The organism is Escherichia sp. E4702, assembly GCF_963883545.1.
Lineage (GTDB): Bacteria > Pseudomonadota > Gammaproteobacteria > Enterobacterales > Enterobacteriaceae > Escherichia.
The window spans coordinates 95,043-118,267 of sequence record NZ_CAWORF010000019.1 but is presented as its reverse complement, the minus strand read 5'-3'; the positions used below and the strand labels follow the sequence as shown (position 1 = coordinate 118,267).

The window sequence follows — 23,225 nt, the reverse complement described above, 5'->3', positions numbered from 1 at the left end:
AAAGAAGGCTTAAGGAAATATTTGTTATTTTTCAATTAATTATATAAAAGCAATGGCAGTCATGAAAGTGACATCTCTTGCCATAAATCCGTCATCAGCCATCTTGACAATTGTTAAAAAAGCCGTTGCTTTGGGGATAACCCCGCAAGCATGGAGTTTTATCTCGTCACTGAGCAAATTATGCTCATGATTGATACCTTCGTTGACGGTGTAACAGAAATAATGTGGCGTGAAACTGTTTTTTTATCCAGTATAATTTGTTGGCAATATTAAACACGACGAGTAAAATTACATACCTGCCCGCCCACTCCTTCAGGTAGCGACTCATGAGTAAACCGTTCAAACTGAATTCCTCTTTTAAACCTTCTGGCGATCAGCCTGATGCAATTCGACGCCTCGAAGAAGGGCTTGAAGATGGCCTGGCTCACCAGACTCTACTCGGCGTAACGGGCTCCGGGAAAACATTTACCATTGCTAACGTCATTGCCGACCTTCAGCGCCCGACGATGGTGCTGGCGCCCAACAAAACGCTGGCAGCCCAGTTGTACGGCGAGATGAAAGAATTTTTCCCGGAAAATGCGGTGGAATACTTCGTCTCTTACTACGACTACTATCAACCGGAAGCCTATGTGCCGAGCTCGGACACCTTCATTGAAAAAGATGCCTCGGTAAACGAACATATTGAACAGATGCGGCTTTCAGCGACCAAAGCTTTGCTGGAGCGGCGCGATGTGGTGGTAGTCGCCTCTGTTTCAGCCATCTACGGTCTGGGCGACCCTGACTTATATCTTAAGATGATGCTGCATCTGACGGTCGGCATGATTATCGATCAGCGCGCGATTCTGCGTCGCCTGGCGGAACTGCAATACACCCGCAACGACCAGGCGTTCCAGCGCGGGACTTTCCGTGTTCGCGGGGAAGTGATTGATATTTTTCCGGCGGAGTCCGACGACGTTGCGCTACGTGTTGAATTGTTCGACGAAGAGGTAGAGCGGTTGTCGCTTTTCGACCCGTTAACAGGGCAAATTATCTCAACCATCCCCCGCTTTACCATCTACCCGAAAACACACTACGTCACCCCGCGTGAACGTATTGTGCAGGCAATGGAAGAGATCAAAGAAGAGCTGGCCGATCGGCGCAAAGTGCTGCTGGCAAATAACAAGCTGCTGGAAGAACAACGCCTGACTCAGCGTACCCAGTTTGATCTGGAGATGATGAACGAGCTCGGTTATTGCTCAGGCATTGAAAACTATTCGCGCTTTCTTTCCGGTCGTGGACCTGGTGAGCCACCGCCGACGCTGTTTGATTATCTCCCCGCCGATGGCCTGTTGGTGGTCGATGAATCCCACGTGACTATTCCGCAAATTGGCGGCATGTATCGAGGTGATCGGGCGCGTAAAGAGACGCTGGTGGAGTACGGTTTCCGCTTGCCATCAGCGCTGGATAACCGTCCGCTGAAATTCGAAGAGTTCGAAGCGTTAGCCCCGCAAACCATCTATGTTTCTGCAACACCCGGTAATTACGAGCTGGAGAAATCCGGTGGCGACGTGGTGGATCAGGTCGTGCGTCCAACAGGGCTGCTGGACCCGATTATCGAAGTGCGCCCGGTAGCGACCCAGGTTGATGATCTTCTCTCAGAAATTCGCCTGCGGGCGGCAATTAACGAACGCGTACTGGTCACGACGTTGACTAAGCGGATGGCGGAAGATCTCACCGAATATCTGGAAGAACACGGTGAACGCGTGCGTTATCTTCACTCGGATATCGACACCGTCGAGCGTATGGAAATTATCCGCGACTTGCGCTTGGGCGAGTTTGATGTGCTGGTCGGGATCAACTTACTGCGCGAAGGTCTGGATATGCCAGAAGTTTCGCTGGTGGCGATCCTCGACGCTGACAAAGAAGGCTTCCTGCGTTCCGAACGTTCATTAATTCAGACCATTGGTCGCGCGGCGCGTAACGTCAACGGTAAAGCGATTCTCTACGGCGATAAGATCACCCCATCAATGGCGAAAGCGATTGGCGAAACCGAACGTCGCCGCGAGAAACAGCAGAAGTACAACGAGGAACACGGCATTACGCCGCAAGGCTTGAACAAGAAAGTGGTCGATATCCTGGCGCTGGGGCAGAACATTGCCAAAACCAAAGCGAAGGGCAGAGGAAAATCGCGCCCGATTGTTGAGCCGGATAATGTACCGATGGATATGTCGCCTAAAGCGTTGCAGCAGAAAATCCATGAACTGGAAGGGCTGATGATGCAACACGCGCAAAATCTGGAGTTCGAAGAGGCGGCGCAAATTCGTGACCAGTTGCATCAGCTGCGTGAGTTGTTTATTGCGGCTTCGTGACAGGATAACGAAGAAGAGAGATGGCAAAAGCAAAATTGCCTGATGCGCTACGCTTATCAGGCCTACATTTTCTCTGCAATACATTGAATTTGCGCGGTTTGTAGGCCGGATAAGGCGTTCACGCCGCCTCCGGCATGAACAACGTGTACTTTGTCTTCAATTGGAAGCCGGAATTTTCTTTCGGCTTCACGTTAACCTAAAGCCTGTAATGCTTTTTCCAGTGCGTTATGTAACAACTGGCGGTCATGACGATAGGGGATATCGCTGGCCTCCAGTACGTCCTGAATGACTAATCTGTCGTTAACTGTAGAAACATCGACCTTCGGCCCAACAATAACCGCATCAATCACCTTTTTACCGACATACTGCTCCATAATCGCCAGCTTGTTTTCAAGCTTCAGATTCGCCGCAGGCAGGCTTAATTCTCTTCCCAAATTGCCAATATAAACCATCGGGGCTGGCGTGCGGCGTAGTGCCTGCGCCATTTCCTCAAGCAGCAGGATTGGCATCAGGCTGGTATAAAAACTGCCTGGCCCGATAATTATCAGGTCAGCCTCATTGATTGCCAGCACCGCTTCACGGGTGGCAGGTACGTTGGGGGTTAAAAGTAGTTCCTGAATCGGCGTAGTTAGCTGGTCGATGTTGACCTCGCCGTAAACTTCATGTCCCTGATCGTCAATGGCCATCAGATCAACAGGATGCTCTGACATCGGAATTAATTGCGCGTCCACTTTCAACAGATTACGAATTAAATTGATGGCTTCCAGAGGCCGCACGCTAAGGTGATCCAGCGCCTTTAACATCAAGTTTCCGAGATTATGACCGGATAGCTCGCCATTACCGCCAAAACGGTATTCAAACATCGCGGAGGCGACGCTCGGTTCCGTTATCAGCTGGTTGAGGCAGTTGCGCATATCGCCCCAGGCAATGCCGCCTTCTGAGCGACGAATACGTCCCGTCGAGCCACCGTTATCCGTGGTGGTGACGATACCCGTTAAGCGAGAGCCTAAAGACGAAAGTGATGAGAGAACGCGTCCCAGTCCATGCCCCCCGCCGAGAGCAACGACACGATCAAGGTCAGCCAGCGTACGATTGCGCATATACATTCCTGAAGTCAGATTATCCGCGCTACAGTAGCGCAAATTACGGGGGAACAGCAATTAGCCTGCCAATATTGAGGATACAACTCATGGTTTTCTACCCCCAAAGGACAATATTCGCTCTGCATCCCTGATGATGTATATCAAAGTAAAACCGCCATTTTCCCTTATTCTGTAGCGAAATAGGCCGATCATGACGCTATATACATGATTACATAGCGAAAAGGGTGAATGGTAAAAATCTCATTTACGCGCTAGTATCGGCATAACCACTAAACACTCTAGCCTCTGCACCTGGGTCAACTGATATGGTGCTTTGGCCGTGACAATGCTTTGAAAGGTTGCCACCAGGGCGAAGGAAGAAATGACTTCGCCTCCCGTATCTGGAAAGGTGTACATGGCTTCACAACTGACTGATGCATTTGCGCGTAAGTTTTACTACTTGCGCCTGTCGATTACCGATGTGTGTAACTTTCGTTGCACATATTGCCTGCCGGATGGCTACAAGCCGAGCGGCGTCACCAATAAAGGCTTTCTGACCGTCGATGAAATTCGCCGGGTTACGCGCGCTTTTGCCAGTCTGGGTACCGAAAAAGTCCGTCTGACAGGCGGAGAGCCGTCTTTACGTCGCGACTTTACCGATATCATCGCCGCAGTGCGGGAAAATGACGCCATCCGTCAGATTGCGGTCACCACTAATGGTTACCGTCTGGAACGCGACGTAGCGAACTGGCGCGATGCCGGACTGACGGGCATTAACGTCAGTGTTGATAGTCTCGACGCTCGTCAGTTTCATGCCATTACCGGCCAGGATAAATTCAATCAGGTAATGGCTGGCATCGATGCTGCATTTGAGGCGGGCTTTGAGAAGGTCAAAGTCAATACCGTGCTGATGCGCGATGTCAACCATCACCAGCTCGACACCTTTCTGAACTGGATCCAGCATCGTCCTATCCAGCTGCGTTTCATCGAACTGATGGAAACGGGCGAGGGCAGCGAGCTCTTCCGTAAGCATCACATCTCTGGTCAGGTTCTGCGTGACGAGCTACTGCGTCGCGGCTGGATCCACCAATTACGTCAACGTAGCGACGGTCCCGCGCAAGTCTTTTGTCATCCGGATTACGCCGGAGAGATTGGCCTAATTATGCCGTATGAAAAAGACTTCTGTGCCACCTGCAACCGCCTACGCGTCTCCTCCATTGGTAAACTCCATCTCTGCCTGTTTGGTGAGGGCGGCGTTAACCTGCGCGATCTGCTGGAAGACGATACCCAGCAACAGGCGCTGGAAGCGCGTATTTCAGCGGCGCTGCGGGAGAAAAAACAGACCCATTTCCTGCATCAAAACAACACCGGTATTACGCAAAACTTATCGTACATTGGCGGCTAAAACGTCAAAAGGAGAGATCAGATGAGTCAGGTAAGCACTGAATTTATCCCGACCCGTATTGCTATTCTTACGGTTTCTAATCGTCGCGGTGAAGAAGACGATACCTCCGGCCACTATCTGCGCGATTCGGCGCAGGAAGCGGGCCATCACGTTGTCGATAAAGCCATTGTGAAAGAAAACCGCTACGCTATTCGCGCTCAGGTATCTGCGTGGATCGCCAGCGACGATGTACAAGTGGTGTTGATTACTGGCGGTACTGGCCTGACGGAAGGTGATCAGGCTCCCGAAGCACTACTGCCGCTGTTCGACCGTGAAGTCGAAGGTTTTGGTGAAGTGTTCCGTATGCTGTCGTTCGAAGAGATTGGCACTGCAACGTTGCAATCCCGTGCGGTAGCGGGCGTCGCTAACAAGACACTGATTTTCGCCATGCCGGGCTCGACCAAAGCGTGCCGCACCGCGTGGGAAAATATCATCGCGCCGCAGCTGGATGCCCGCACACGTCCATGCAATTTCCATCCACATTTGAAGAAATAAGTATGTCGCAACTGACCCATATCAACGCCGCTGGCGAAGCGCACATGGTGGATGTCTCCACCAAAGCGGAAACCGTACGTGAAGCGCGAGCTGAAGCCTTTGTCACCATGCGTAGCGAGACGCTGGCGATGATCATCGATGGTCGCCACCACAAAGGCGACGTGTTTGCCACTGCGCGTATTGCCGGTATTCAGGCGGCAAAACGCACCTGGGATCTGATCCCGCTGTGTCATCCGCTGATGCTCAGTAAAGTCGAAGTCAATTTACAGGCCGAGCCAGAGCACAATCGGGTGCGTATAGAAACCTTATGCCGCCTGACCGGGAAAACCGGCGTTGAAATGGAAGCGTTAACCGCGGCCTCCGTGGCGGCGCTGACCATTTATGACATGTGCAAAGCGGTGCAAAAAGATATGGTGATTGGTCCGGTTCGTTTGCTGGCAAAGAGCGGCGGCAAATCAGGTGACTTTAAGGTGGAAGCGGATGATTAAAGTTCTTTTTTTCGCCCAGGTGCGCGAGTTGGTGGGAACAGATGCAACCGAAGTGGCTGCGGATTTCCCAACCGTTGAAGCGTTACGCCAGCACCTGGCTGCGCAGAGCGATCGCTGGGCGCTGGCGCTGGAAGATGGCAAATTGCTGGCTGCCGTCAACCAGACGCTGGTGAGTTTTGACCATCCGCTGACTGACGGCGACGAAGTGGCTTTCTTCCCGCCGGTAACCGGAGGTTAAAATGGCAGAAACCAAAATTGTTGTCGGCCCGCAGCCGTTCAGTGTAGGGGAAGAGTATCCGTGGCTGGCGGAGCGTGACGAAGATGGCGCAGTGGTCACGTTTACCGGTAAGGTGCGCAACCATAACCTGGGAGACAGCGTCAAAGCATTAACCCTCGAACACTATCCGGGGATGACTGAAAAAGCACTGGCGGAAATCGTTGATGAAGCGCGTAACCGCTGGCCGCTGGGGCGCGTCACGGTAATTCACCGCATTGGTGAATTATGGCCGGGTGATGAAATTGTTTTTGTCGGTGTTACCAGTGCGCATCGCAGCAGTGCGTTTGAAGCCGGGCAGTTTATTATGGACTATCTCAAAACCCGCGCGCCGTTCTGGAAGCGCGAAGCCACGCCGGAAGGCGACCGCTGGGTCGAAGCCCGGGAGAGCGATCAGCAAGCGGCAAAACGCTGGTAGTTTTTAGCAGGCCGGATACCGCACAGCTGCATCCGGCAATTTCACCGCTCAGTACATGCGTTTACGCTGCGTCGATGCACAGCCCCATCATTTGCAGTATCCTTAAGATATTCCTTATATCTTCAGGAGAAAGTCATGGACAGATTCCCACGTTCTGATTCAATCGTACAAACCCGAGCTGGCCTGCAAACCTATATGGCACAGGTCTATGGCTGGATGACAGTAGGCTTGCTGCTTACTGCGTTTGTTGCCTGGTACGCGGCTAATTCCGCCGCCGTTATGGAGCTGTTATTCACCAACCGAATCTTTTTAATTGGTCTGGTAATAGCACAATTAGCTCTGGTTATTGTGTTATCAGCGATGATTCAAAAGCTGAGTGCAGGTGTGACAACCATGCTCTTTATGCTTTATTCAGCGCTGACGGGCCTGACGCTTTCCAGTATTTTCATTGTCTATACCGCTGCCTCTATCGCCAGCACTTTCGTCGTTACTGCCGGGATGTTCGGCGCAATGAGCCTGTACGGTTACACCACCAAACGCGATTTAAGCGGCTTCGGCAATATGCTGTTTATGGCGTTGATCGGCATTGTGCTGGCTTCGCTGGTCAACTTCTGGCTGAAAAGCGAAGCGTTGATGTGGGCGGTCACCTACATCGGCGTGATTGTCTTTGTCGGATTGACGGCGTATGACACTCAGAAATTGAAAAATATGGGTGAGCAGATTGATACCCGCGACGCGTCGAACCTGCGTAAATACTCCATTCTTGGCGCGTTAACCTTGTATCTGGACTTCATCAACCTGTTCCTGATGTTGCTGCGAATTTTTGGCAATCGTCGTTAATTCTTTTTTCACCATCACTATCCCGGCCATGTGTCGGGATTTTTTTTCTTACTAAAAACGACACTTAACAAGTACCAGGTATAAAATACGCCTTATGGCCGAGCGGAAGCGTTTTCCGTATCCATAAATACAAAAGTATTTTGTATGCGTGGTTTTAAATTTATTGATGGTGAATATTAATATTTTTTCTAAGGACAACTAAAAGAATGGAATCATACTCGCAAAACAGCAATAAATTAGATTTTCAGCATGAGGCCAGGATATTAAACGGTATATGGCTCATTACCGCTTTAGGTTTGGTGGCAACAGCAGGACTGGCCTGGGGAGCTAAGTATCTCGAAATTACGGCAACCAAATATGATTCACCACCAATGTATGTCGCCATAGGGTTATTATTACTTTGTATGTATGGCTTAAGTAAAGATATCAACAAGATAAATGCGACCATCGCAGGCGTAATATATCTGTTTTTACTCTCTTTGGTAGCGATTGTCGTTGCGAGTTTAGCGCCTGTATCTGCCATTATTGTCGTGTTCAGCACTGCGGGATCGATGTTTTTAATCAGTATGCTGGCAGGTCTATTATTTAAATTTGATCCTGGTTCTCACCGTTTCATCATTATGATGACGTTAACAGGGTTGGCCCTGGTGATCATCGTAAATGCGGCATTAATGAGTGAACGGCCCATTTGGGTAATAAGTTGCTTAATGATTGTGTTATGGTCAGGCATTATCTCACATGGACGAAATAAGCTCCTTGAACTGGCGGGGAAATGCCATAGTGAAGAATTGTGGAGTCCGGTTCGTTGCGCTTTTATAGGCGCATTAACACTCTATTACTATTTTATCGGCTTCTTTGGGATACTTGCAGCAATAGCGATAACGCTTGTCTGGCAAAGGCATACGCGGTTTTTTCATTAGTCGTAAAAAATAGGTAAGTTTCTTTTTTGGAAAAATGCGTGTTAATCGTTTTTATATAACCTCATGAATAAAATCGTGAAGAAATGTAATGAGGCTGATGCGCTATGCTTAGCCGGTACTGACTGGAATTGTAAACTATTAACTTAGTCCGGTTGTGTAGGGCGGATAAGGCGTTCACGCCGCATCCGCCATGAACAAATAGCACTTTGCTAACAATCTGCACAAACCAAAAGAACTTAACCGAACTTCACATCGCCGCTTCATTTTTCGCTCGTAGCTTCTTCGCCTGGCTTTCCAGCAACAGGTAACAGATCAGCGCCAGCAGCAGCGGGATAAAGTAATACAACACACGGTAAGCGAGCAGGGCGGCGATAATTGTGCCTTTGGAGGTATGCTCCCCAGCCAGTAGCGCGATAAACACCGCTTCCAGCACACCAATTCCCGCCGGAATATGCACGATGACGCCAGCAATACTACTAACCAGCAACACGCCCAGTACAAAGAAATAGTTCACGCTTTGACCGAGTAACAGCCAGATAATCGCTCCCATTACTATCCAGTTAACGCTGGAAATCAGCATCTGGGCGAGGGCGAATTTCCATGAGGGCAGCACCAGCTTTTGCCCTTTGATGGTCATATGGCGGTGCTTCGCGAAAGCGCAAAACCACAAATAAACCGCGATAATCATCAGTAAGCCAATGCCGAGAATACGCAGCGTAGTTTGATCGACATACCAGTGATCCGGCAGCTCCACCACGCCCGCGGTAAAGATAATCCCTGCCAGCAAAATATAGCCCAGCCAGTTGGTGGTAATACTGAGCGAGAAAATTCGTGTAATAGTGCTGCCCGGTAATCCTAGCCGGGAGTACAAACGGTAGCGCATACCAATGCCGCCGACCCAGGTACTGAGCGTCAGGTTGAAGGCATAGCAGATAAACGACACCAGCATCACCTGGCGCTTCGCCAGTTTGTGACCGCAGTAGAAGCGGGCGAGCAGGTCATAGCAGCCGTAAATCAGATAACTGACGACCACCAGCCCGACCGCACTGAGCAGCGCAACGCGATTGTAGTCGCGGATGACCTTCCAGACCTCTTCCCAGTCCACTTTTTTGGCGTAGACCACCAGCAACACAATCACCGCGATAAAAAACAGCCATGTGAGGATCTTCTTTGCTAAGCGCCAGCGCGGATGTGATTTACTCATCAGGCTTCATCCCCGAACTTTCAGTTTCGACCCGATCCTGCGTTTCCATTGTCGGTTGGGCGGGCGGATCAACTTGCGCCAGATGTGGCGTGTGCGCCGGAAGCCAGCCCACCAGCGCCGGGAAGTGGCGTAAAAAGTGGAACGCCAGCACGCTTTTGGTCAGGTTCCACCAGGTCCGTTTTGGCAGCATACTTTCATCCACTTGCTGGCAGTCGGCGGCGATAATGCCGTTCAGATTATAGCGCAGCGTCTGGTTAAAATTACGATCGTGGATGATGACATTTGCTTCGAGATTCAGCGACAAACTGAGCGGATCGAGATTACTGGACCCTACCGTCGCCCAGTGGTCGTCCATCAATGCCACTTTGCCGTGGAGCGGGCGGCGACGGTACTCAAACACCTGAACGCCACCTTTAACCAGATAGTTATACAGCAAGCGCGCACCGACTCTGACAATGGGCATATCCGGTTCGCCCTGAATGATCAGTTTGATCCGCACCCCGCGCCGTGCCGCTTTACGCAAGGCGTGTAAAAATCGATAGCCGGGGAAGAAGTAGGCGTTGGCAATAATCACTTCCCGCCGCGCCTGAGTGAGCATTTTCAAATAGTGGCGTTCGATATCACTGCGATGTTCTTCGTTATCGCGCCAGACCAGCAATACCTGCGCTTCTCCCGGCTGGCGGTTTTCTTCCGCTTTATGATGACGTCGCCACCAGCGCCGGGCCGCGCTCTGTCCTGGCAGGTTTTCCAGTTCAAATTGCAGAATATCTTCAACAATCGGCCCTTCGAGGCGTACCGCGTAATCCTGTTTAGCCTCTGGACCGTAGCTGGACATATGCTCGGCGGAGTAATTCAGCCCGCCAATAAAGGCGATACGCGCGTCGATCACCACAATTTTGCGATGCATCCGGCGAAACACATTGGTGCGCATACCAAAAAGGCGAGGGCGGGGATCGTAGTAGCGGAACACCACGCCAGCTGCCGTCAGTTCATTGACAAACTCATCGCTGAGATCCGGCGAACCGTAGCCATCCAGCAAGACTTCCGCTTTTACCCCGCGTTGCGCTGCTGTCAGTAGAGCCTCATGTAGCTGTTTGCCGACGTCATCCTCAAACCAGATAAACGTTTCAAGAATGATGCGTTCTTGCGCCTCGCCAATCGCCTTAAACACCGCGGGATAATATTGCTCGCCGTTTTCCAGCAACTGGATCTTATTGCCTTCGCGCCAGCTACATTTCATAAATGAATCTCCGCACTTAAAGGGGCATGATCAGAAAGGTGTCGCCATGTCCGCAGCGGCAACGCGGTTGGCGCGCTGGCGCTGGCATTTTTGACGTAGATCCTGTCCAGTCGTAGTAGAGGAAATTGCACCGGAAACGTGCGCGCCGGGCGTCCGTGGGCGCGGGTAAAAATCTCATCCAGTCCGGCCTGCACTTTTAACGGATGATTAGCTTTTTGCCGCCAGTCGTTGAAATCACCCGCTACCAATACCGGTTCGCCGTCCGGCAGCTCATTCACCCATTCGGCGAGCATCGCAATCTGTGCCTGACGGTGCGCCTCACGCAGGCCCAAATGTACGCACATCACATGAATCGCTTTCCCGGTCATTGGCGGAACAATGCGGCAGTAGAGCACGCCGCGCTTTTCCGCACCATCGACCGAAACATCACGATTCTCATAATGTTCAATGGGATAGCGTGACAGTATGGCGTTGCCGTGATGCCCTCCCGGATACACAGCATTGCGACCGTAGGCAAAATCGCTCCACATTGTGTCGGCGAGAAACTCGTAGTGCGAGGTATCGGGCCAGTTTTCCACATGCAGCGGATGAACTTCGTGTGCGCCCATCACTTCCTGCAGGCAAACAATATCGGCGCTGACGGTGCGCACGGCGTCGCGAAGTTCCGGCAAAATGAAGCGTCGGTTAAACGCGGTAAAGCCTTTGTGAATATTGATGGTGAGTACCTTGAACGAAAAGTGTTGTGTTTGATCGGGCATAATTTTCCCGTTTTGGCCTCTTATCTCATTGAAATAGTGTAGTCGGCGTCACAAAAAGGTGCGGTCTTACGGAATTTTCCGTAAAGTTCGGTACTCTGAGTAAGTAGAGATAAATTCTTCAGGAGAGAAGCCATGAAGTGGCAACAACGTGTTCGTGTCGCAACTGGCCTAAGTTGCTGGCAGATTATGTTGCATTTACTGGTAGTGGCGCTGCTGGTGGTGGGCTGGATGAGTAAAACTCTGGTTCACGTCGGCGTGGGATTATGCGTGCTGTATTGTGTCACCGTGGTAATGATGCTGCTGTTTCAGCGTCACCCCGAGCAACGCTGGCGTGAGGTGGCGGATGTGCTGGAAGAGCTGACCACCACCTGGTATTTTGGCGCGGCGCTGATTGTGCTGTGGTTGCTGTCCCGCGTACTGGAAAATAACTATTTGTTGGCCGTTGCAGGGCTGGCGATCCTTGCCGGCCCGGCGGTAGTGTCTTTGCTGGCGAAAGATAAGAAGTTACATCACCTTACGTCTAAACATCGCGTACGCCGCTGACCCTGTCGTGGCCGTTATCACCAGTAGCGGCCACAAACTGTTCCACACAATATCCAGACTCGCATCCTTCAAATAAATCTGCTTGGTAATGTCCGTAAAGTGGCGGATAGGGTTAATCCACGTCAGGTTTTGCAGCCATACTGGCATGTTCTCCACCGGCGAAACGTAACCGGAAAGCAGAATGGCGGGCATCATAAAGACGAACACGCCGATAAACGCCTGCTGTTGAGTTGAACAGAGTGATGAAATCAACAGACCGAATCCCACCAGCGATAAACCGTAAATCACCATCGTAAAGTAGAACAGCGCCAGCGATCCGGCGAAGGGGATTTGATACGCCCAGATACCAATCGCCAGCACAATAGTGGCCTGGAAGGTGGCGACAATTAATGCCGGTACGGCTTTGCCGATGAATATCTGCCAGGTGGTGAGCGGCGAAACCAGTAGCTGATCGAGCGTTCCCTGTTCACGTTCGCGGGCGACGGAAAGTGAAGTGACGATCATTACGCCGATAGTGGTGATCATGGCGATCAGCGACGGCACCACAAACCATTTGTAGTCGAGATTCGGGTTATACCAGTTGCGTACCACCAGCTCGCTGTTGTTGGGTTTCGGTTTTCCTTCCAACAGCTCCTGCTGATAATTTTTGACGATCTGTTGCAGGTAGTTGGCGGCAATTTGCGCGCTGTTGGAGTTACGCCCGTCGAGGATCAACTGCAACGGCGCGGTCTGGAAGGTATCCAGTTTGCGCGAGAAGTCAGCCGGGAAACGCACCAGCAGTAGCGCCTTTTGTGTGTCGATGGTCGGGCGGATCTCCTGCGGGCTTTTCAGCAGCAGCACATGGGTAAAGGCGCTGGCGCGGGCAAAACGTTGAGTAAGCTCTACCGAGTGCTCGCCGTTATCTTCATCGTAGATGGCGATGGTGGCGTTAGTCACTTCCAGCGTGGCGGCGAACGGGAACAGGATCACCTGAATCAGCACGGGTAAAATAAGAATCGCACGGGTTTGCGGTTCGCGCAGCAGCGACTGCAACTCTTTGCGGATTAACGTCCATAAGCGATGAAACATGCTCTTCTCCCTAATCCAGCCGACGTTTGGTTTTAAGCCATGTCAGGCCGATAAACATCACCGCCGAAGCGATCAAAAACAGCACGTTCACCACCAGCACCACTGGAATATTCCCGGCGAGGAACAGGCTTTGCAGGGTGCTGACGAAATAACGTGCGGGAATAATGTACGTCACCGCGCGGATCACCGCGGGCATACTGTCTATCTGAAATATAAAGCCGGAAAGCATAATCGACGGCAGGAACGCGGCGTTCAGGGCGACCTGAGCGGCGTTGAACTGGTTGCGGGTAATCGTGGAAATCAGCAGCCCCATCCCCAGGGTACTGAGTAAAAACAGGCTGGAGATAAAAAACAGAATCAGCAGCGACCCGCGATACGGCACGCCGAGAATAAACACCGACACCAGCATACACAGCAACATCGCCAGCATCCCGAGGAAATAGTAGGGGATGAGCTTACACAGCAGCAGCTCCGTGCGGGTAATCTCCGTAGAGAGCAAAGCCTCCATGGTTCCGCGCTCCCATTCTCGCGCCACCACCAGCGAGGTGAGAATCGCGCCGATGACCGTCATGATAATGGTCACCGCACCGGGGATAATAAAGTGCTGGCTTATCGCCGCCGGGTTAAACCAGTAGCGGGTTTGTACATCAATAAGCGGTTCAAAAGTCTGCCCGTTATCCTCCGCTCGCTGCATTTGCCAGATCTGCCAGATCCCTTCGACATACCCCTGCACAAAGTTAGCGGTATTCGGCTCACTGCCGTCGGTGATCACCTGAATCGGTGCGGTGGCGTTGGCGCGCTCCATCTGTTCGGCGAAATCCACGGGAATAACCACCAGACCGCGAATTTTCCCCGCCTGCATTTTGGCGATCAGTTCCTGACGGTTATCGCTGATGGTGGCGTCGATGTAGGGCGAACCGGTCATGGTGTGGGTGAAATCCAGCGCCGCTTCGCTACGCTGTTCCAGTAAAATCCCGACGCGCAGCTTGCTGGAGTCGAGGTTAATGCCATAACCAAAAATAAACAGCAGTAGCAGTGGGATCACCACCGCAATCAGCCAGCTACTCGGATCGCGAATGATCTGCCGCGTCTCTTTGACGCACAGCGCCCGCACGCGACGCCAGGAAAGGATCGGGTTACTCATTGCTATGCTCCTTATCCCAGTCGTGGATCAACTGAATAAAGGCTTGCTCCATAGTGGGATCGGGTTGCTCATCGTTAGCCGACTGCGCTTTCAAATCGTCCGGCGTGCCGCTGGCGATTAATTTCCCACGGTACACCAGGCCGATGCGGTCGCAATATTCCGCTTCATCCATAAAGTGGGTGGTGACCATCACCGTGACGCCTTTCTCTACCATGCTGTTGATGTGCAGCCAAAATTCACGGCGGGTGAGGGGATCAACGCCGGAAGTCGGTTCGTCGAGAAACAGAATGTCCGGTTCATGCATCAGCGAGCAGGCCAGCGCCAGCCGCTGTTTAAAACCTAATGGCAGTTCATCTGTCGCGTGGGAGGCGATACTTTTCAGGCCGAACGCCTCGCTCATACGGGAGATTTTTTCGTTCTGCGCCCGACCGCGTAAGCCATACACACCAGAGAAAAAGCGTAAATTCTGTTCGACCGTCAGGTTGCCGTAGAGCGAAAACTTTTGCGCCATATAGCCGAGATGCTGGCGCGCTTTACCAGAACTCTCTTTCAGATCCATCCCCAGCACCAGCGCCTGACCAGAGGTCGGCACCAGCAAACCGCACATCATCTTAAAGGTGGTCGATTTACCCGCGCCGTTTGGCCCGAGCAAACCAAAAATCTCCCCACGTTTAACGGCAAAATTGACGTGATCGGTGGCGGCAAAATCACCAAATTTCTTGGTCAGCTCTTTCGCTTCGATCACCGTCTCGCCAGGTGTACCTTCTACCGTATGTAATATTGCGCCCAGCGGCGATTCCGAGGTTCCGGCACCGCCCAGCAAATCGATAAACGCATCTTCAAAGCGAGGCGTGGTTGGGTTGATGTCGATTTCCGGCATCCCGTCGGCGCGGCGAATATCGTCTGGCGTGGCCTCTTTTTTGAGGATCAGGCGTACCGATTTCCCCTGAATCATGCCGTCGCTGACCTGCGGTAGTTTCAAGGTGCGCTGCAATAATGTGCGGTTGCCTTCGTGCGGGCTGGTCATCAGAAAGCTACGTCCAGCCATAGTTTGCGTCAGGGCCGTCGGTTCTCCCTGATACAGCAGCTCGCCTTCGTTCATCAGTAACACGTCACGGCACTGCTCGGCTTCGTCGAGATACGAGGTGCTCCAGAGGATTAACATCCCTTCGCCCGCCAGCTCATGCACCATCTGCCACAGTTCGCGCCGTGAGATAGGGTCAACGCCGACGCCGGGTTCATCGAGCAGCAACACTTTCGGTTCGCCCACCAGAGTACAGGCCAGGCCGAGTTTTTGCTTCATCCCGCCGGAGAGCTTGCCCGCCAGCCGTCCGGTAAACGGGCCAAGAGACGTAAACTCCAGAAGGCGAGCAAAAGTCTGCTTCCGTGCTTCACCAGTGACGCTGCGCAAATCCGCGTACAGATTGAGGTTCTCCATCACCGTCAGATCTTCATACAGACCGAATTTCTGCGGCATATAGCCGAGCACGGCGTGCAGCGCAGCGTCGTTTTTGATCGGATCAAAGCCAATCACCGTGGCGCTGCCGCTGTCGGGTTTCAGTAATCCTGCCAGCATCCGCATCAGCGTGGTTTTGCCCGCGCCGTCCGGCCCCACCAGCCCCGTCACATAACCGGCATGAATGGTACAATCGAGCGGCGCGACGGCGGGCTTGTCCATGCCCGGAAAGCGTTTTTCCAGGCCGTTCAGCGTGATAACGGCATCATTCATGTCCTGCCTCGTCACCGAATTGTACCGTCACTGGCATTCCCTGGCGTAACGCATCATCGGCGTCGGTCACCACAATACGCAGGCGATAGACGAGGTCGGTACGCAGATCCGGTGTTTCGACGGTTTTCGGGGTAAATTCAGCAGTCGGCGAAACGAAACCAATCTGCCCGTGATAGGGCTTATTCGGGCGACCATCGGTATAAAGCAGCACTTTGCGCCCCGGCTGGGCCTGGTCAAGATTACGTTCATCAACATAAGCGCGTACCCACACCGGACGTGTTAGTGAAACGGTAAACACCGTGCCTCCTTCATTGAGGACCGTGCCTGGCTCCACCGCGCGGGTTAACAGCGTGCCATCAGAGGGGGCTACCAACGTTGAGTCCTGTAAATTCAGTTCTGCCTGCGCCAGTTGCGCCTGCGCCTGTTCGAGGCTGGCTTTCGCCTGGGCGATGTCCTGTTCGCGGTTACCGGAACGGTACTGACGCAATTTATCCTGCGCTGATTTCAGCGTTGCCTGGGCCTGGTCGCGCGAGGAGCGGGCATTTTCCAGGTCATTTGCCGAAATGGTGCGGCTTTTCCACAATCCTTGCTGACGAGCATAGAAGTTCTGCGCATAGTCATAGGCGGCTTGCGCCTGTTTCACCGCTGCGGCGGCTTGAGCGATTTCTTCATCGCGATACCCGGCAAGCATCAGGTCATACTGCGCCTGCGCCACCGAAACGCCCGCTTTCGCCTGCATCAGGGCAATCTCATACGGCTTGTGATCCAGCTCGCCCAGCACCTGACCCGCTTTGATCGCATCACCTTCGTCCACCGCCAGCGATTCAACGCGACCACCGACACGGAAACTCAGATTTACGGTGCGAATATCCACATTGCCATACAGCGTCAGGCCGTTATCCTGGCGGCTTTGATACCACCAGTAGCCTCCGGCAATCACGGCGGCAAGTACCACTACCGCCAGTCCAATCACGACAGGTTTTTTCATCACTACAAACTCCTTTGCGATAATCCTTGCAAAATCAGGTCGATATGACAGGTTACCGTCTGGTTAATCAGTTCGGTCTTTTCTTCATCGAACGCAGTCCAGCCGGTACGTAACAGAATCGTTTCTTTGCCGAGACGAAACGCCAGAATCTCGCCAATCAGCGCATGGGTATGGAGGATCATGCGGGTATCGTTGGCGTCGCAGCCGGTCCAGGCGGCAATCAGGCGTGTCAGGTGGCTGTGTAGCGGGCTAATCACCTGTTCATGCACCAGATGGTAGGCCGCCGTGGGAGAGAGCTGTTCACGGGAGATAAACTTGCTGAGGTTGACGGTGTCATCCTGGGTGAGCAGTTGGATCATGTTCCTGCAGGCGCGAAGGATCAGTTCGCGGATAGCGGCGCGATCCGGCTGTGGTTGTGCGAACAAGCGTTCGGCTTCCTCGGCGTGCGGACGGAACTGCTCGCCAATAAAATCGGCAATCCACTGGGCGCAGGCGAGGTACAAATCTTCTTTCGAACCGAAGTAATAGGTAATGGCAGCGATATTCTGCCCGGCCTGGGCGGCGATATCGCGGGTGGTGGCGTTCATTCCATACTCACCAAACTGTGCCAGTGCCGCAGCAATCAGCTGTTTTTTCGCCTGTTCACCTTTGGTTGTCATGGCAGGACTATTCATAGCACAGCCCATTCTTAATCAAATGATTGATTAAGATTATGACTCATTTTTAGCGTTGTCCAGTATGGCCAGAAATTTTAGCAACGCCAGTCACAGGGATAATTTATGCGCTGTGTCACAAAAACTGCTACACTCCGCTCCCTCATGACATTGTGGTTTTTGTCATTTTCCTTTTCAGTATCTCCCTGAAAACTACACCGGTAACGGTCGGGGCGGTTCGGAGTAGTTATGTCTTTCGATTCTTTGGGTTTAAGCCCTGATATCCTGCGCGCCGTTGCCGAGCAAGGTTACCGTGAACCCACCCCTATTCAGCAGCAGGCGATCCCTGCGGTGCTGGAAGGCCGCGACCTGATGGCCAGTGCCCAGACCGGTACCGGCAAAACAGCGGGCTTTACGTTGCCGCTACTACAACACTTGATTTCCCGCGAGCCGCACGCCAAAGGGCGTCGTCCGGTTCGTGCGCTGATCCTTACCCCGACCCGTGAACTGGCGGCGCAGATTGGCGAAAACGTCCGTGATTACAGCAAATACCTGAACATTCGTTCGCTGGTGGTGTTTGGTGGCGTCAGCATTAACCCGCAGATGATGAAACTGCGTGGCGGCGTTGATGTTCTGGTGGCAACGCCGGGGCGTTTGCTGGACCTGGAACATCAGAATGCAGTGAAGCTGGATCAGATAGAAATCCTCGTCCTCGATGAAGCTGACCGCATGCTCGACATGGGCTTTATCCACGATATCCGTCGCGTGTTGACAAAACTGCCAGCGAAGCGCCAGAACCTGTTGTTTTCCGCGACCTTCTCTGACGATATTAAAGCCCTGGCGGAAAAACTGTTGCACAACCCGCTGGAAATCGAAGTGGCACGCCGCAATACCGCGTCTGATCAGGTGACCCAGCACGTTCACTTTGTTGATAAGAAACGCAAACGCGAATTGCTGTCGCACATGATTGGGAAAGGGAACTGGCAGCAGGTGCTGGTGTTTACTCGTACCAAACATGGCGCTAACCATCTGGCTGAGCAGCTCAATAAAGATGGCATCCGCAGCGCGGCGATCCACGGGAATAAATCGCAAGGTGCGCGTACCCGTGCGCTGGCTGATTTTAAATCGGGTGACATTCGCGTACTGGTGGCGACCGACATCGCTGCGCGCGGTCTGGATATCGAAGAGTTGCCGCACGTCGTCAACTATGAACTGCCAAACGTACCGGAAGATTATGTCCACCGTATCGGGCGTACCGGTCGCGCGGCTGCTACCGGTGAAGCGTTGTCGTTGGTGTGTGTTGATGAACACAAACTGCTGCGTGATATCGAAAAACTGCTGAAAAAAGAGATCCCGCGCATTGCGATTCCGGGCTATGAGCCGGACCCGTCAATCAAAGCGGAACCGATCCAGAATGGTCGCCAGCAACGTGGCGGCGGCGGTCGTGGGCTGAGTGGTGGTCGCAGTCAACAGCAACCTCGCCGCGCTGAAGGTGGTGCGAAGTCTGGTAATGCGAAGCCCGCAGAAAAACCCTCTCGTCGCCTCGGCGATGCCAAACCGGCAGGCGAGCAACAACGTCGTCGCCGTCCGCGTAAACCTGCCGCTGCGCAGTAATCTTTTGATGCCGGGCTATGCCCGGCATCAGGCTGATGACAAACGCAAAACTGCCTGATGCGCTACGCTTATCAGGCCTACGTGAACTCTGCAATATATTGAATTTGCATGCTTTTGTAGGCCGGATAAGGCGCTTGCGCCGCATCCGGCATTTCACAACAAGCACTTGTCAGCAATTTGAGAACGCGGAAAAAGATTTCTCTGTTTTACCGCTCATAAGCCACCCGAGACGTTACTTCTCTATAGCCAATTGTTCGCGCAACTCCATTAAAAGGTAGCCCAGTCGATTCTTGCCCTTACCATTACCACCGTCTCCCCAGTAAGCATCATTTCCCGTATGCTCAACCAGTTTTGCGGACGCTGTTGCCAGTAAGAGCGCGCGCAGTTCTGCATGCTGTTCGAATTTAGCGCGAAGTGCTTTACGCATCACCTGTTCTTTGACCGACTCCCAGTTTTTACGCAGAGGCTTAGAACGATCGCGACCCATGCGTGCGGCGACCATGGGGGAAGAAACCCGACGGATCTCTTCGCGGTATTTTTCATCAAGGAATTTTTGTGCCTGGAAATAGTGTTCTGAGGTGGGCCAGGTTTTCCCGTCAACCTTAATGGGCCAAGCGGCAAAGTTAGAAAAATCACCGTAGTCATCGCCGGTGCTGTAGAAATTTATGGTGGTGTCTTGCATGACGTGTTGGATCCTTTGTGTTCGAACGGGCATTAAACCGCATTATGTTGGTGGTTATTGCGAGCCGCTTTCCAGAAACAGAAAAACCATTACCCCTGAAAACCGAAAAATGCCACAATATTGGCTGTTTATACAGTATTTCAGGTTTTCTCATGGCATTAACCGCCGCGCTTAAAGCGCAAATTGCCGCCTGGTATAAGGCGCTTCAGGAACAGATCCCCGACTTTATTCCCCGTGCGCCGCAGCGGCAGATGATTGCGGACGTCGCCAAAACGCTGGCCGGAGAAGAAGGGCGGCATCTGGCGATTGAAGCCCCCACCGGCGTTGGGAAAACGCTCTCCTATTTGATCCCCGGCATCGCCATTGCCCGCGAAGAGCAAAAAACGCTGGTGGTGAGTACCGCCAACGTGGCGTTGCAGGATCAGATCTACAGCAAAGATTTACCGCTGCTGAAAAAGATCATTCCCGATCTTAAATTCACTGCCGCTTTTGGGCGTGGGCGCTACGTTTGCCCGCGTAATCTGACGGCGCTCGCCAGCACTGAACCCACGCAACAGGATCTGCTGGCGTTTCTTGACGACGAACTGACGCCGAACAATCAGGAAGAACAAAAATGTTGTGCGAAGCTGAAGGGCGATCTCGACACTTATAAATGGGATGGTCTGCGCGACCATACTGATATCGCTATAGATGACGATCTCTGGCGTCGTTTGAGTACCGACAAAGCCAGTTGCCTCAACCGCAACTGTTACTACTATCGCGAATGCCCGTTTTTTGTTGCCCGTCGGGAGATTCAGGAAGCGGAAGTGGTGGTGGCAAACCATGCGCTGGTAATGGCGGCGATGGAAAGCGAAGCGGTATTACCTGACCCGAAAAATTTACTGCTGGTGCTGGATGAAGGGCATCACCTGCCGGACGTGGCGCGGGATGCGCTGGAGATGAGCGCCGAAATCACCGCGCCCTGGTATCGGCTACAGCTGGACTTGTTCACCAAACTGGTCGCTACCTGCATGGAGCAGTTTCGCCCGAAGACGATCCCACCGCTGGCGATCCCTGAACGTTTGAATGCGCATTGTGAAGAGTTGTATGAGCTTATCGCCTCGTTAAACAACATTCTCAATCTCTACATGCCTGCCGGGCAGGAGGCAGAGCACCGTTTCGCGATGGGCGAATTGCCTGATGAAGTGCTGGAGATCTGCCAGCGGCTGGCAAAACTCACCGAGATGCTGCGTGGTCTGGCGGAGTTATTTCTTAACGATTTAAGTGAGAAAACCGGCAGCCATGACATTGTACGTCTGCATCGGTTGATTTTGCAGATGAACCGCGCGTTGGGGATGTTCGAGGCGCAAAGCAAACTCTGGCGGCTGGCGTCTCTGGCGCAATCTTCCGGTGCGCCGGTGACCAAATGGGCGACGCGGGAAGAGCGCGACGGGCAGTTGCATCTCTGGTTTCACTGCGTGGGGATCCGTGTTAGCGATCAGCTGGAAAGGCTGCTGTGGCGCAGTATTCCGCACATTATTGTCACCTCTGCAACCTTGCGTTCGCTGAACAGTTTTTCGCGTTTGCAGGAGATGAGCGGGCTGAAAGAGAAAGCGGGCGACCGCTTTGTGGCGCTGGATTCCCCCTTCAACCACTGCGAACAGGGCAAAATTGTTATTCCCCGGATGCGCTTTGAGCCTTCCATTGACAACGAAGAACAGCACATTGCTGAAATGGCGGCGTTCTTCCGTGAGCAGGTGGAGAGCAAAAAACATCTCGGTATGTTGGTACTGTTTGCCAGCGGGCGTGCGATGCAGCGCTTTCTCGACTATGTGACGGATTTACGGTTGATGTTGCTGGTGCAGGGCGATCAGCCGCGTTACCGTTTAGTGGAACTGCACCGCAAACGCGTCGCCAACGGTGAGCGCAGCGTACTGGTGGGCTTACAGTCATTTGCCGAAGGGCTGGATTTAAAGGGCGAGCTGCTAAGTCAGGTGCATATCCATAAAATTGCCTTCCCACCTATTGATAGCCCGGTGGTGATCACCGAAGGAGAATGGCTGAAAAGCCTCAATCGCTATCCGTTTGAGGTGCAAAGCCTGCCGAGCGCCTCGTTTAACCTGATCCAGCAGGTCGGGCGTTTGATCCGAAGCCACAGCTGCTGGGGGGAAGTGGTGATTTACGATAAACGCTTGCTGACCAAAAACTATGGCAAGCGACTACTGGATGCATTACCGGTATTTCCGATTGAGCAACCGGAAGTCCCTGAAGGTATAGTTAAAAAGAAAGAAAAAGCGAAATCCCCACGCCGTCGGCGGCGTTAATGATGTGAGTCAGGTAAGGAGTCGTAAATGGACTATCGCAAAATCATTAAAGAGATCGGGCGCGGGAAAAACCACGCGCGCGATTTAGACCGGGATACTGCGCGCGGTCTGTATGCCCATATGCTCAACGGTGAAGTCCCTGACCTTGAGTTGGGCGGCGTATTGATTGCGCTGCGTATCAAAGGGGAAGGGGAAGCAGAGATGCTCGGCTTTTACGAAGCCATGCAAAATCACACCATCAAGCTGACGCCGCCTGCTGGCAAGCCGATGCCGATTGTCATCCCCAGTTACAACGGCGCGCGTAAACAGGCCAACCTGACGCCGTTGTTGGCGATTCTGCTACACAAACTCGGTTTTCCTGTGGTGGTTCATGGGGTTAGCGAAGATCCAACTCGTGTGCTGACCGAAACCATTTTCGAACTGATGGGTATTACGCCAACGTTGCACGGTGGGCAGGCGCAGGCGAAGCTCGACGAACATCAACTGGTGTTTATGCCTGTGGGCGCGTTTTGCCCGCCGCTGGAAAAACAACTGGCGATGCGCTGGCGGATGGGCGTGCGTAACAGTGCGCATACCCTGGCGAAACTGGCGACGCCATTTGCCGAAGGTGAGGCGCTGCGTCTTTCCAGCGTTTCGCATCCGGAATACATCGGACGCGTCGCGAAGTTCTTTAGCGATATTGGCGGACGAGCGCTGTTAATGCATGGCACTGAAGGTGAAGTGTATGCTAATCCGCAACGCTGCCCGCAAATCAATCTGATCGACCGCGAAGGGATGCGGGTGCTGTATGAAAAACAGAACACTGCTGGCAGCGAGCTACTGCCACAAGCCAAAGACCCGGAAACTACGGCGCAGTGGATTGAACGTTGCCTGGCTGGCAACGAACCGATTCCCGAATCGCTGAAAATCCAGATGGCTTGCTGCCTGCTGGCGGCAGGCGAAGTGGCAACCATTAGCGACGGTCTGGCGCGCGTTAAGCAATCATTTTAA

At 52.8% G+C, this 23,225-nt stretch carries 22 protein-coding genes and 1 riboswitch; of the genes, 12 read left to right on the top strand and 10 right to left on the bottom strand.

The features are described from left to right. The first annotated feature begins 326 nt into the window (after positions 1-326). A complete protein-coding gene (gene uvrB / locus AACU94_RS12740; RefSeq protein ID WP_130214905.1) occupies positions 327-2,348 on the top strand; it encodes an excinuclease ABC subunit UvrB in 2,022 nt (673 codons plus the stop codon). 191 nt (positions 2,349-2,539) lie between these two features. On the opposite strand, the gene yvcK is transcribed toward uvrB, so the two are convergent. Further along, on the bottom strand, positions 2,540-3,448 hold the full coding sequence (gene yvcK / locus AACU94_RS12735) for a uridine diphosphate-N-acetylglucosamine-binding protein YvcK (protein ID WP_130214903.1): 909 nt from the start codon (positions 3,446-3,448) through the stop codon (positions 2,540-2,542). 265 nt (positions 3,449-3,713) lie between these two features. Then, positions 3,714-3,858, top strand: a riboswitch (molybdenum cofactor riboswitch). Between yvcK and moaA the strand changes: the two genes are divergently transcribed. The 7 genes from moaA (at position 3,846) to AACU94_RS12700 (ending at position 8,309) form a co-directional block, all read left to right on the top strand. Beyond that, positions 3,846-4,835 (top strand): GTP 3',8-cyclase MoaA, encoded by a 990-nt coding sequence (gene moaA / locus AACU94_RS12730; RefSeq protein WP_001295301.1) that lies wholly within the window; start codon positions 3,846-3,848, stop codon positions 4,833-4,835. (Overlaps the previous riboswitch by 13 nt.) A gap of 21 nt (positions 4,836-4,856) precedes the next feature. After that, complete coding sequence (gene moaB, locus AACU94_RS12725; RefSeq protein ID WP_000084634.1) at positions 4,857-5,369, top strand: molybdenum cofactor biosynthesis protein B; 513 nt, start codon at positions 4,857-4,859, stop codon at positions 5,367-5,369. A gap of 2 nt (positions 5,370-5,371) precedes the next feature. After that, positions 5,372-5,857: a cyclic pyranopterin monophosphate synthase MoaC gene (gene moaC, locus AACU94_RS12720; protein ID WP_000080901.1), complete on the top strand. Its 486-nt coding sequence runs from the start codon at positions 5,372-5,374 to the stop codon at positions 5,855-5,857. Further along, positions 5,850-6,095 (top strand): molybdopterin synthase sulfur carrier subunit, encoded by a 246-nt coding sequence (moaD, locus tag AACU94_RS12715; protein ID WP_000598612.1) that lies wholly within the window; start codon positions 5,850-5,852, stop codon positions 6,093-6,095. The genes moaC and moaD overlap by 8 nt, the downstream gene beginning before the upstream one ends. A 1-nt stretch (position 6,096) precedes the next feature. Then, the gene (moaE, locus tag AACU94_RS12710) at positions 6,097-6,549 is read left to right on the top strand and encodes a molybdopterin synthase catalytic subunit MoaE (protein ID WP_000852287.1); all 453 of its coding nucleotides are present in this window, start codon (positions 6,097-6,099) and stop codon (positions 6,547-6,549) included. A gap of 135 nt (positions 6,550-6,684) precedes the next feature. Next, positions 6,685-7,389 carry a Bax inhibitor-1/YccA family protein gene (locus tag AACU94_RS12705; protein ID WP_130205105.1) on the top strand — a complete coding sequence of 235 codons (705 nt, stop codon included), beginning with the start codon at positions 6,685-6,687 and terminating at the stop codon, positions 7,387-7,389. Between the two features lie 206 nt (positions 7,390-7,595). Then, entirely contained in the window at positions 7,596-8,309 is a 714-nt protein-coding gene (locus tag AACU94_RS12700) for a Bax inhibitor-1/YccA family protein (protein WP_135489540.1), read from the top strand. Between the two features lie 247 nt (positions 8,310-8,556). On the opposite strand, the gene AACU94_RS12695 is transcribed toward AACU94_RS12700, so the two are convergent. Genes AACU94_RS12695 through AACU94_RS12685 form a run of 3 tightly spaced genes read right to left on the bottom strand, consistent with a single transcriptional unit; the run spans position 8,557 to position 11,511 of the window. Then, positions 8,557-9,513, bottom strand: a complete 957-nt coding sequence (locus AACU94_RS12695) for a lysylphosphatidylglycerol synthase domain-containing protein (protein WP_135489539.1) — start codon at positions 9,511-9,513, stop codon at positions 8,557-8,559. Continuing rightward, on the bottom strand, positions 9,506-10,753 hold the full coding sequence (gene clsB, locus AACU94_RS12690) for a cardiolipin synthase ClsB (protein ID WP_135489538.1): 1,248 nt from the start codon (positions 10,751-10,753) through the stop codon (positions 9,506-9,508). The genes AACU94_RS12695 and clsB overlap by 8 nt, the downstream gene beginning before the upstream one ends. After that, positions 10,750-11,511 carry an endonuclease/exonuclease/phosphatase family protein gene (locus AACU94_RS12685; RefSeq protein WP_135489537.1) on the bottom strand — a complete coding sequence of 254 codons (762 nt, stop codon included), beginning with the start codon at positions 11,509-11,511 and terminating at the stop codon, positions 10,750-10,752. Before AACU94_RS12685 ends, clsB begins: the two co-directional genes overlap by 4 nt. 132 nt (positions 11,512-11,643) lie before the next feature. Here AACU94_RS12685 and AACU94_RS12680 point away from each other — a divergent pair, with 132 nt between their 5' ends. Continuing rightward, the gene (locus AACU94_RS12680) at positions 11,644-12,054 is read left to right on the top strand and encodes a YbhQ family protein (protein ID WP_135489536.1); all 411 of its coding nucleotides are present in this window, start codon (positions 11,644-11,646) and stop codon (positions 12,052-12,054) included. Here AACU94_RS12680 and AACU94_RS12675 read toward each other — a convergent pair. The 5 genes from AACU94_RS12675 to cecR are packed head-to-tail and all read right to left on the bottom strand — an operon-like array spanning position 12,016 to position 17,657. After that, positions 12,016-13,122 (bottom strand): ABC transporter permease, encoded by a 1,107-nt coding sequence (locus AACU94_RS12675; protein ID WP_000469031.1) that lies wholly within the window; start codon positions 13,120-13,122, stop codon positions 12,016-12,018. The two genes, AACU94_RS12680 and AACU94_RS12675, sit on opposite strands and share 39 nt — an antisense overlap. Before the next feature lie 10 nt (positions 13,123-13,132). Beyond that, a complete protein-coding gene (locus tag AACU94_RS12670; RefSeq protein WP_000070111.1) occupies positions 13,133-14,266 on the bottom strand; it encodes an ABC transporter permease in 1,134 nt (377 codons plus the stop codon). Beyond that, positions 14,259-15,995 (bottom strand): ATP-binding cassette domain-containing protein, encoded by a 1,737-nt coding sequence (locus tag AACU94_RS12665; RefSeq protein ID WP_130214889.1) that lies wholly within the window; start codon positions 15,993-15,995, stop codon positions 14,259-14,261. The genes AACU94_RS12670 and AACU94_RS12665 overlap by 8 nt, the downstream gene beginning before the upstream one ends. After that, positions 15,988-16,983: a secretion protein HlyD gene (gene hlyD, locus AACU94_RS12660; protein WP_135489535.1), complete on the bottom strand. Its 996-nt coding sequence runs from the start codon at positions 16,981-16,983 to the stop codon at positions 15,988-15,990. Before hlyD ends, AACU94_RS12665 begins: the two co-directional genes overlap by 8 nt. A gap of 2 nt (positions 16,984-16,985) precedes the next feature. Next, the gene (cecR, locus tag AACU94_RS12655) at positions 16,986-17,657 is read right to left on the bottom strand and encodes a DNA-binding transcriptional regulator CecR (RefSeq protein ID WP_024191852.1); all 672 of its coding nucleotides are present in this window, start codon (positions 17,655-17,657) and stop codon (positions 16,986-16,988) included. 228 nt (positions 17,658-17,885) lie between these two features. Here cecR and rhlE point away from each other — a divergent pair, with 228 nt between their 5' ends. Beyond that, entirely contained in the window at positions 17,886-19,250 is a 1,365-nt protein-coding gene (gene rhlE / locus AACU94_RS12650) for an ATP-dependent RNA helicase RhlE (protein ID WP_135489534.1), read from the top strand. Between the two features lie 232 nt (positions 19,251-19,482). On the opposite strand, the gene ybiA is transcribed toward rhlE, so the two are convergent. After that, positions 19,483-19,965 (bottom strand): N-glycosidase YbiA, encoded by a 483-nt coding sequence (gene ybiA, locus AACU94_RS12645; protein ID WP_130222203.1) that lies wholly within the window; start codon positions 19,963-19,965, stop codon positions 19,483-19,485. A 119-nt stretch (positions 19,966-20,084) separates the two neighbouring features. Between ybiA and dinG the strand changes: the two genes are divergently transcribed. After that, positions 20,085-22,235 (top strand): ATP-dependent DNA helicase DinG, encoded by a 2,151-nt coding sequence (gene dinG, locus AACU94_RS12640; protein ID WP_135489533.1) that lies wholly within the window; start codon positions 20,085-20,087, stop codon positions 22,233-22,235. Between the two features lie 27 nt (positions 22,236-22,262). Next, positions 22,263-23,225 (top strand): DNA-binding protein YbiB, encoded by a 963-nt coding sequence (gene ybiB / locus AACU94_RS12635; RefSeq protein WP_135489532.1) that lies wholly within the window; start codon positions 22,263-22,265, stop codon positions 23,223-23,225.

Bases quoted from the DNA above. Each gene is read 5' to 3' on its own strand.
- uvrB (WP_130214905.1), top strand. From the start codon at position 327: ATGAGTAAACCGTTCAAACTGAATTCCTCTTTTAAACCTTCTGGCGAT.
- yvcK (WP_130214903.1), bottom strand. From the start codon at position 3,448: ATGCGCAATCGTACGCTGGCTGACCTTGATCGTGTCGTTGCTCTCGGC.
- moaA (WP_001295301.1), top strand. From the start codon at position 3,846: ATGGCTTCACAACTGACTGATGCATTTGCGCGTAAGTTTTACTACTTG.
- moaB (WP_000084634.1), top strand. From the start codon at position 4,857: ATGAGTCAGGTAAGCACTGAATTTATCCCGACCCGTATTGCTATTCTT.
- moaC (WP_000080901.1), top strand. From the start codon at position 5,372: ATGTCGCAACTGACCCATATCAACGCCGCTGGCGAAGCGCACATGGTG.
- moaD (WP_000598612.1), top strand. From the start codon at position 5,850: ATGATTAAAGTTCTTTTTTTCGCCCAGGTGCGCGAGTTGGTGGGAACA.
- moaE (WP_000852287.1), top strand. From the start codon at position 6,097: ATGGCAGAAACCAAAATTGTTGTCGGCCCGCAGCCGTTCAGTGTAGGG.
- AACU94_RS12705 (WP_130205105.1), top strand. From the start codon at position 6,685: ATGGACAGATTCCCACGTTCTGATTCAATCGTACAAACCCGAGCTGGC.
- AACU94_RS12700 (WP_135489540.1), top strand. From the start codon at position 7,596: ATGGAATCATACTCGCAAAACAGCAATAAATTAGATTTTCAGCATGAG.
- AACU94_RS12695 (WP_135489539.1), bottom strand. From the start codon at position 9,513: ATGAGTAAATCACATCCGCGCTGGCGCTTAGCAAAGAAGATCCTCACA.
- clsB (WP_135489538.1), bottom strand. From the start codon at position 10,753: ATGAAATGTAGCTGGCGCGAAGGCAATAAGATCCAGTTGCTGGAAAAC.
- AACU94_RS12685 (WP_135489537.1), bottom strand. From the start codon at position 11,511: ATGCCCGATCAAACACAACACTTTTCGTTCAAGGTACTCACCATCAAT.
- AACU94_RS12680 (WP_135489536.1), top strand. From the start codon at position 11,644: ATGAAGTGGCAACAACGTGTTCGTGTCGCAACTGGCCTAAGTTGCTGG.
- AACU94_RS12675 (WP_000469031.1), bottom strand. From the start codon at position 13,122: ATGTTTCATCGCTTATGGACGTTAATCCGCAAAGAGTTGCAGTCGCTG.
- AACU94_RS12670 (WP_000070111.1), bottom strand. From the start codon at position 14,266: ATGAGTAACCCGATCCTTTCCTGGCGTCGCGTGCGGGCGCTGTGCGTC.
- AACU94_RS12665 (WP_130214889.1), bottom strand. From the start codon at position 15,995: ATGAATGATGCCGTTATCACGCTGAACGGCCTGGAAAAACGCTTTCCG.
- hlyD (WP_135489535.1), bottom strand. From the start codon at position 16,983: ATGAAAAAACCTGTCGTGATTGGACTGGCGGTAGTGGTACTTGCCGCC.
- cecR (WP_024191852.1), bottom strand. From the start codon at position 17,657: ATGAATAGTCCTGCCATGACAACCAAAGGTGAACAGGCGAAAAAACAG.
- rhlE (WP_135489534.1), top strand. From the start codon at position 17,886: ATGTCTTTCGATTCTTTGGGTTTAAGCCCTGATATCCTGCGCGCCGTT.
- ybiA (WP_130222203.1), bottom strand. From the start codon at position 19,965: ATGCCCGTTCGAACACAAAGGATCCAACACGTCATGCAAGACACCACC.
- dinG (WP_135489533.1), top strand. From the start codon at position 20,085: ATGGCATTAACCGCCGCGCTTAAAGCGCAAATTGCCGCCTGGTATAAG.
- ybiB (WP_135489532.1), top strand. From the start codon at position 22,263: ATGGACTATCGCAAAATCATTAAAGAGATCGGGCGCGGGAAAAACCAC.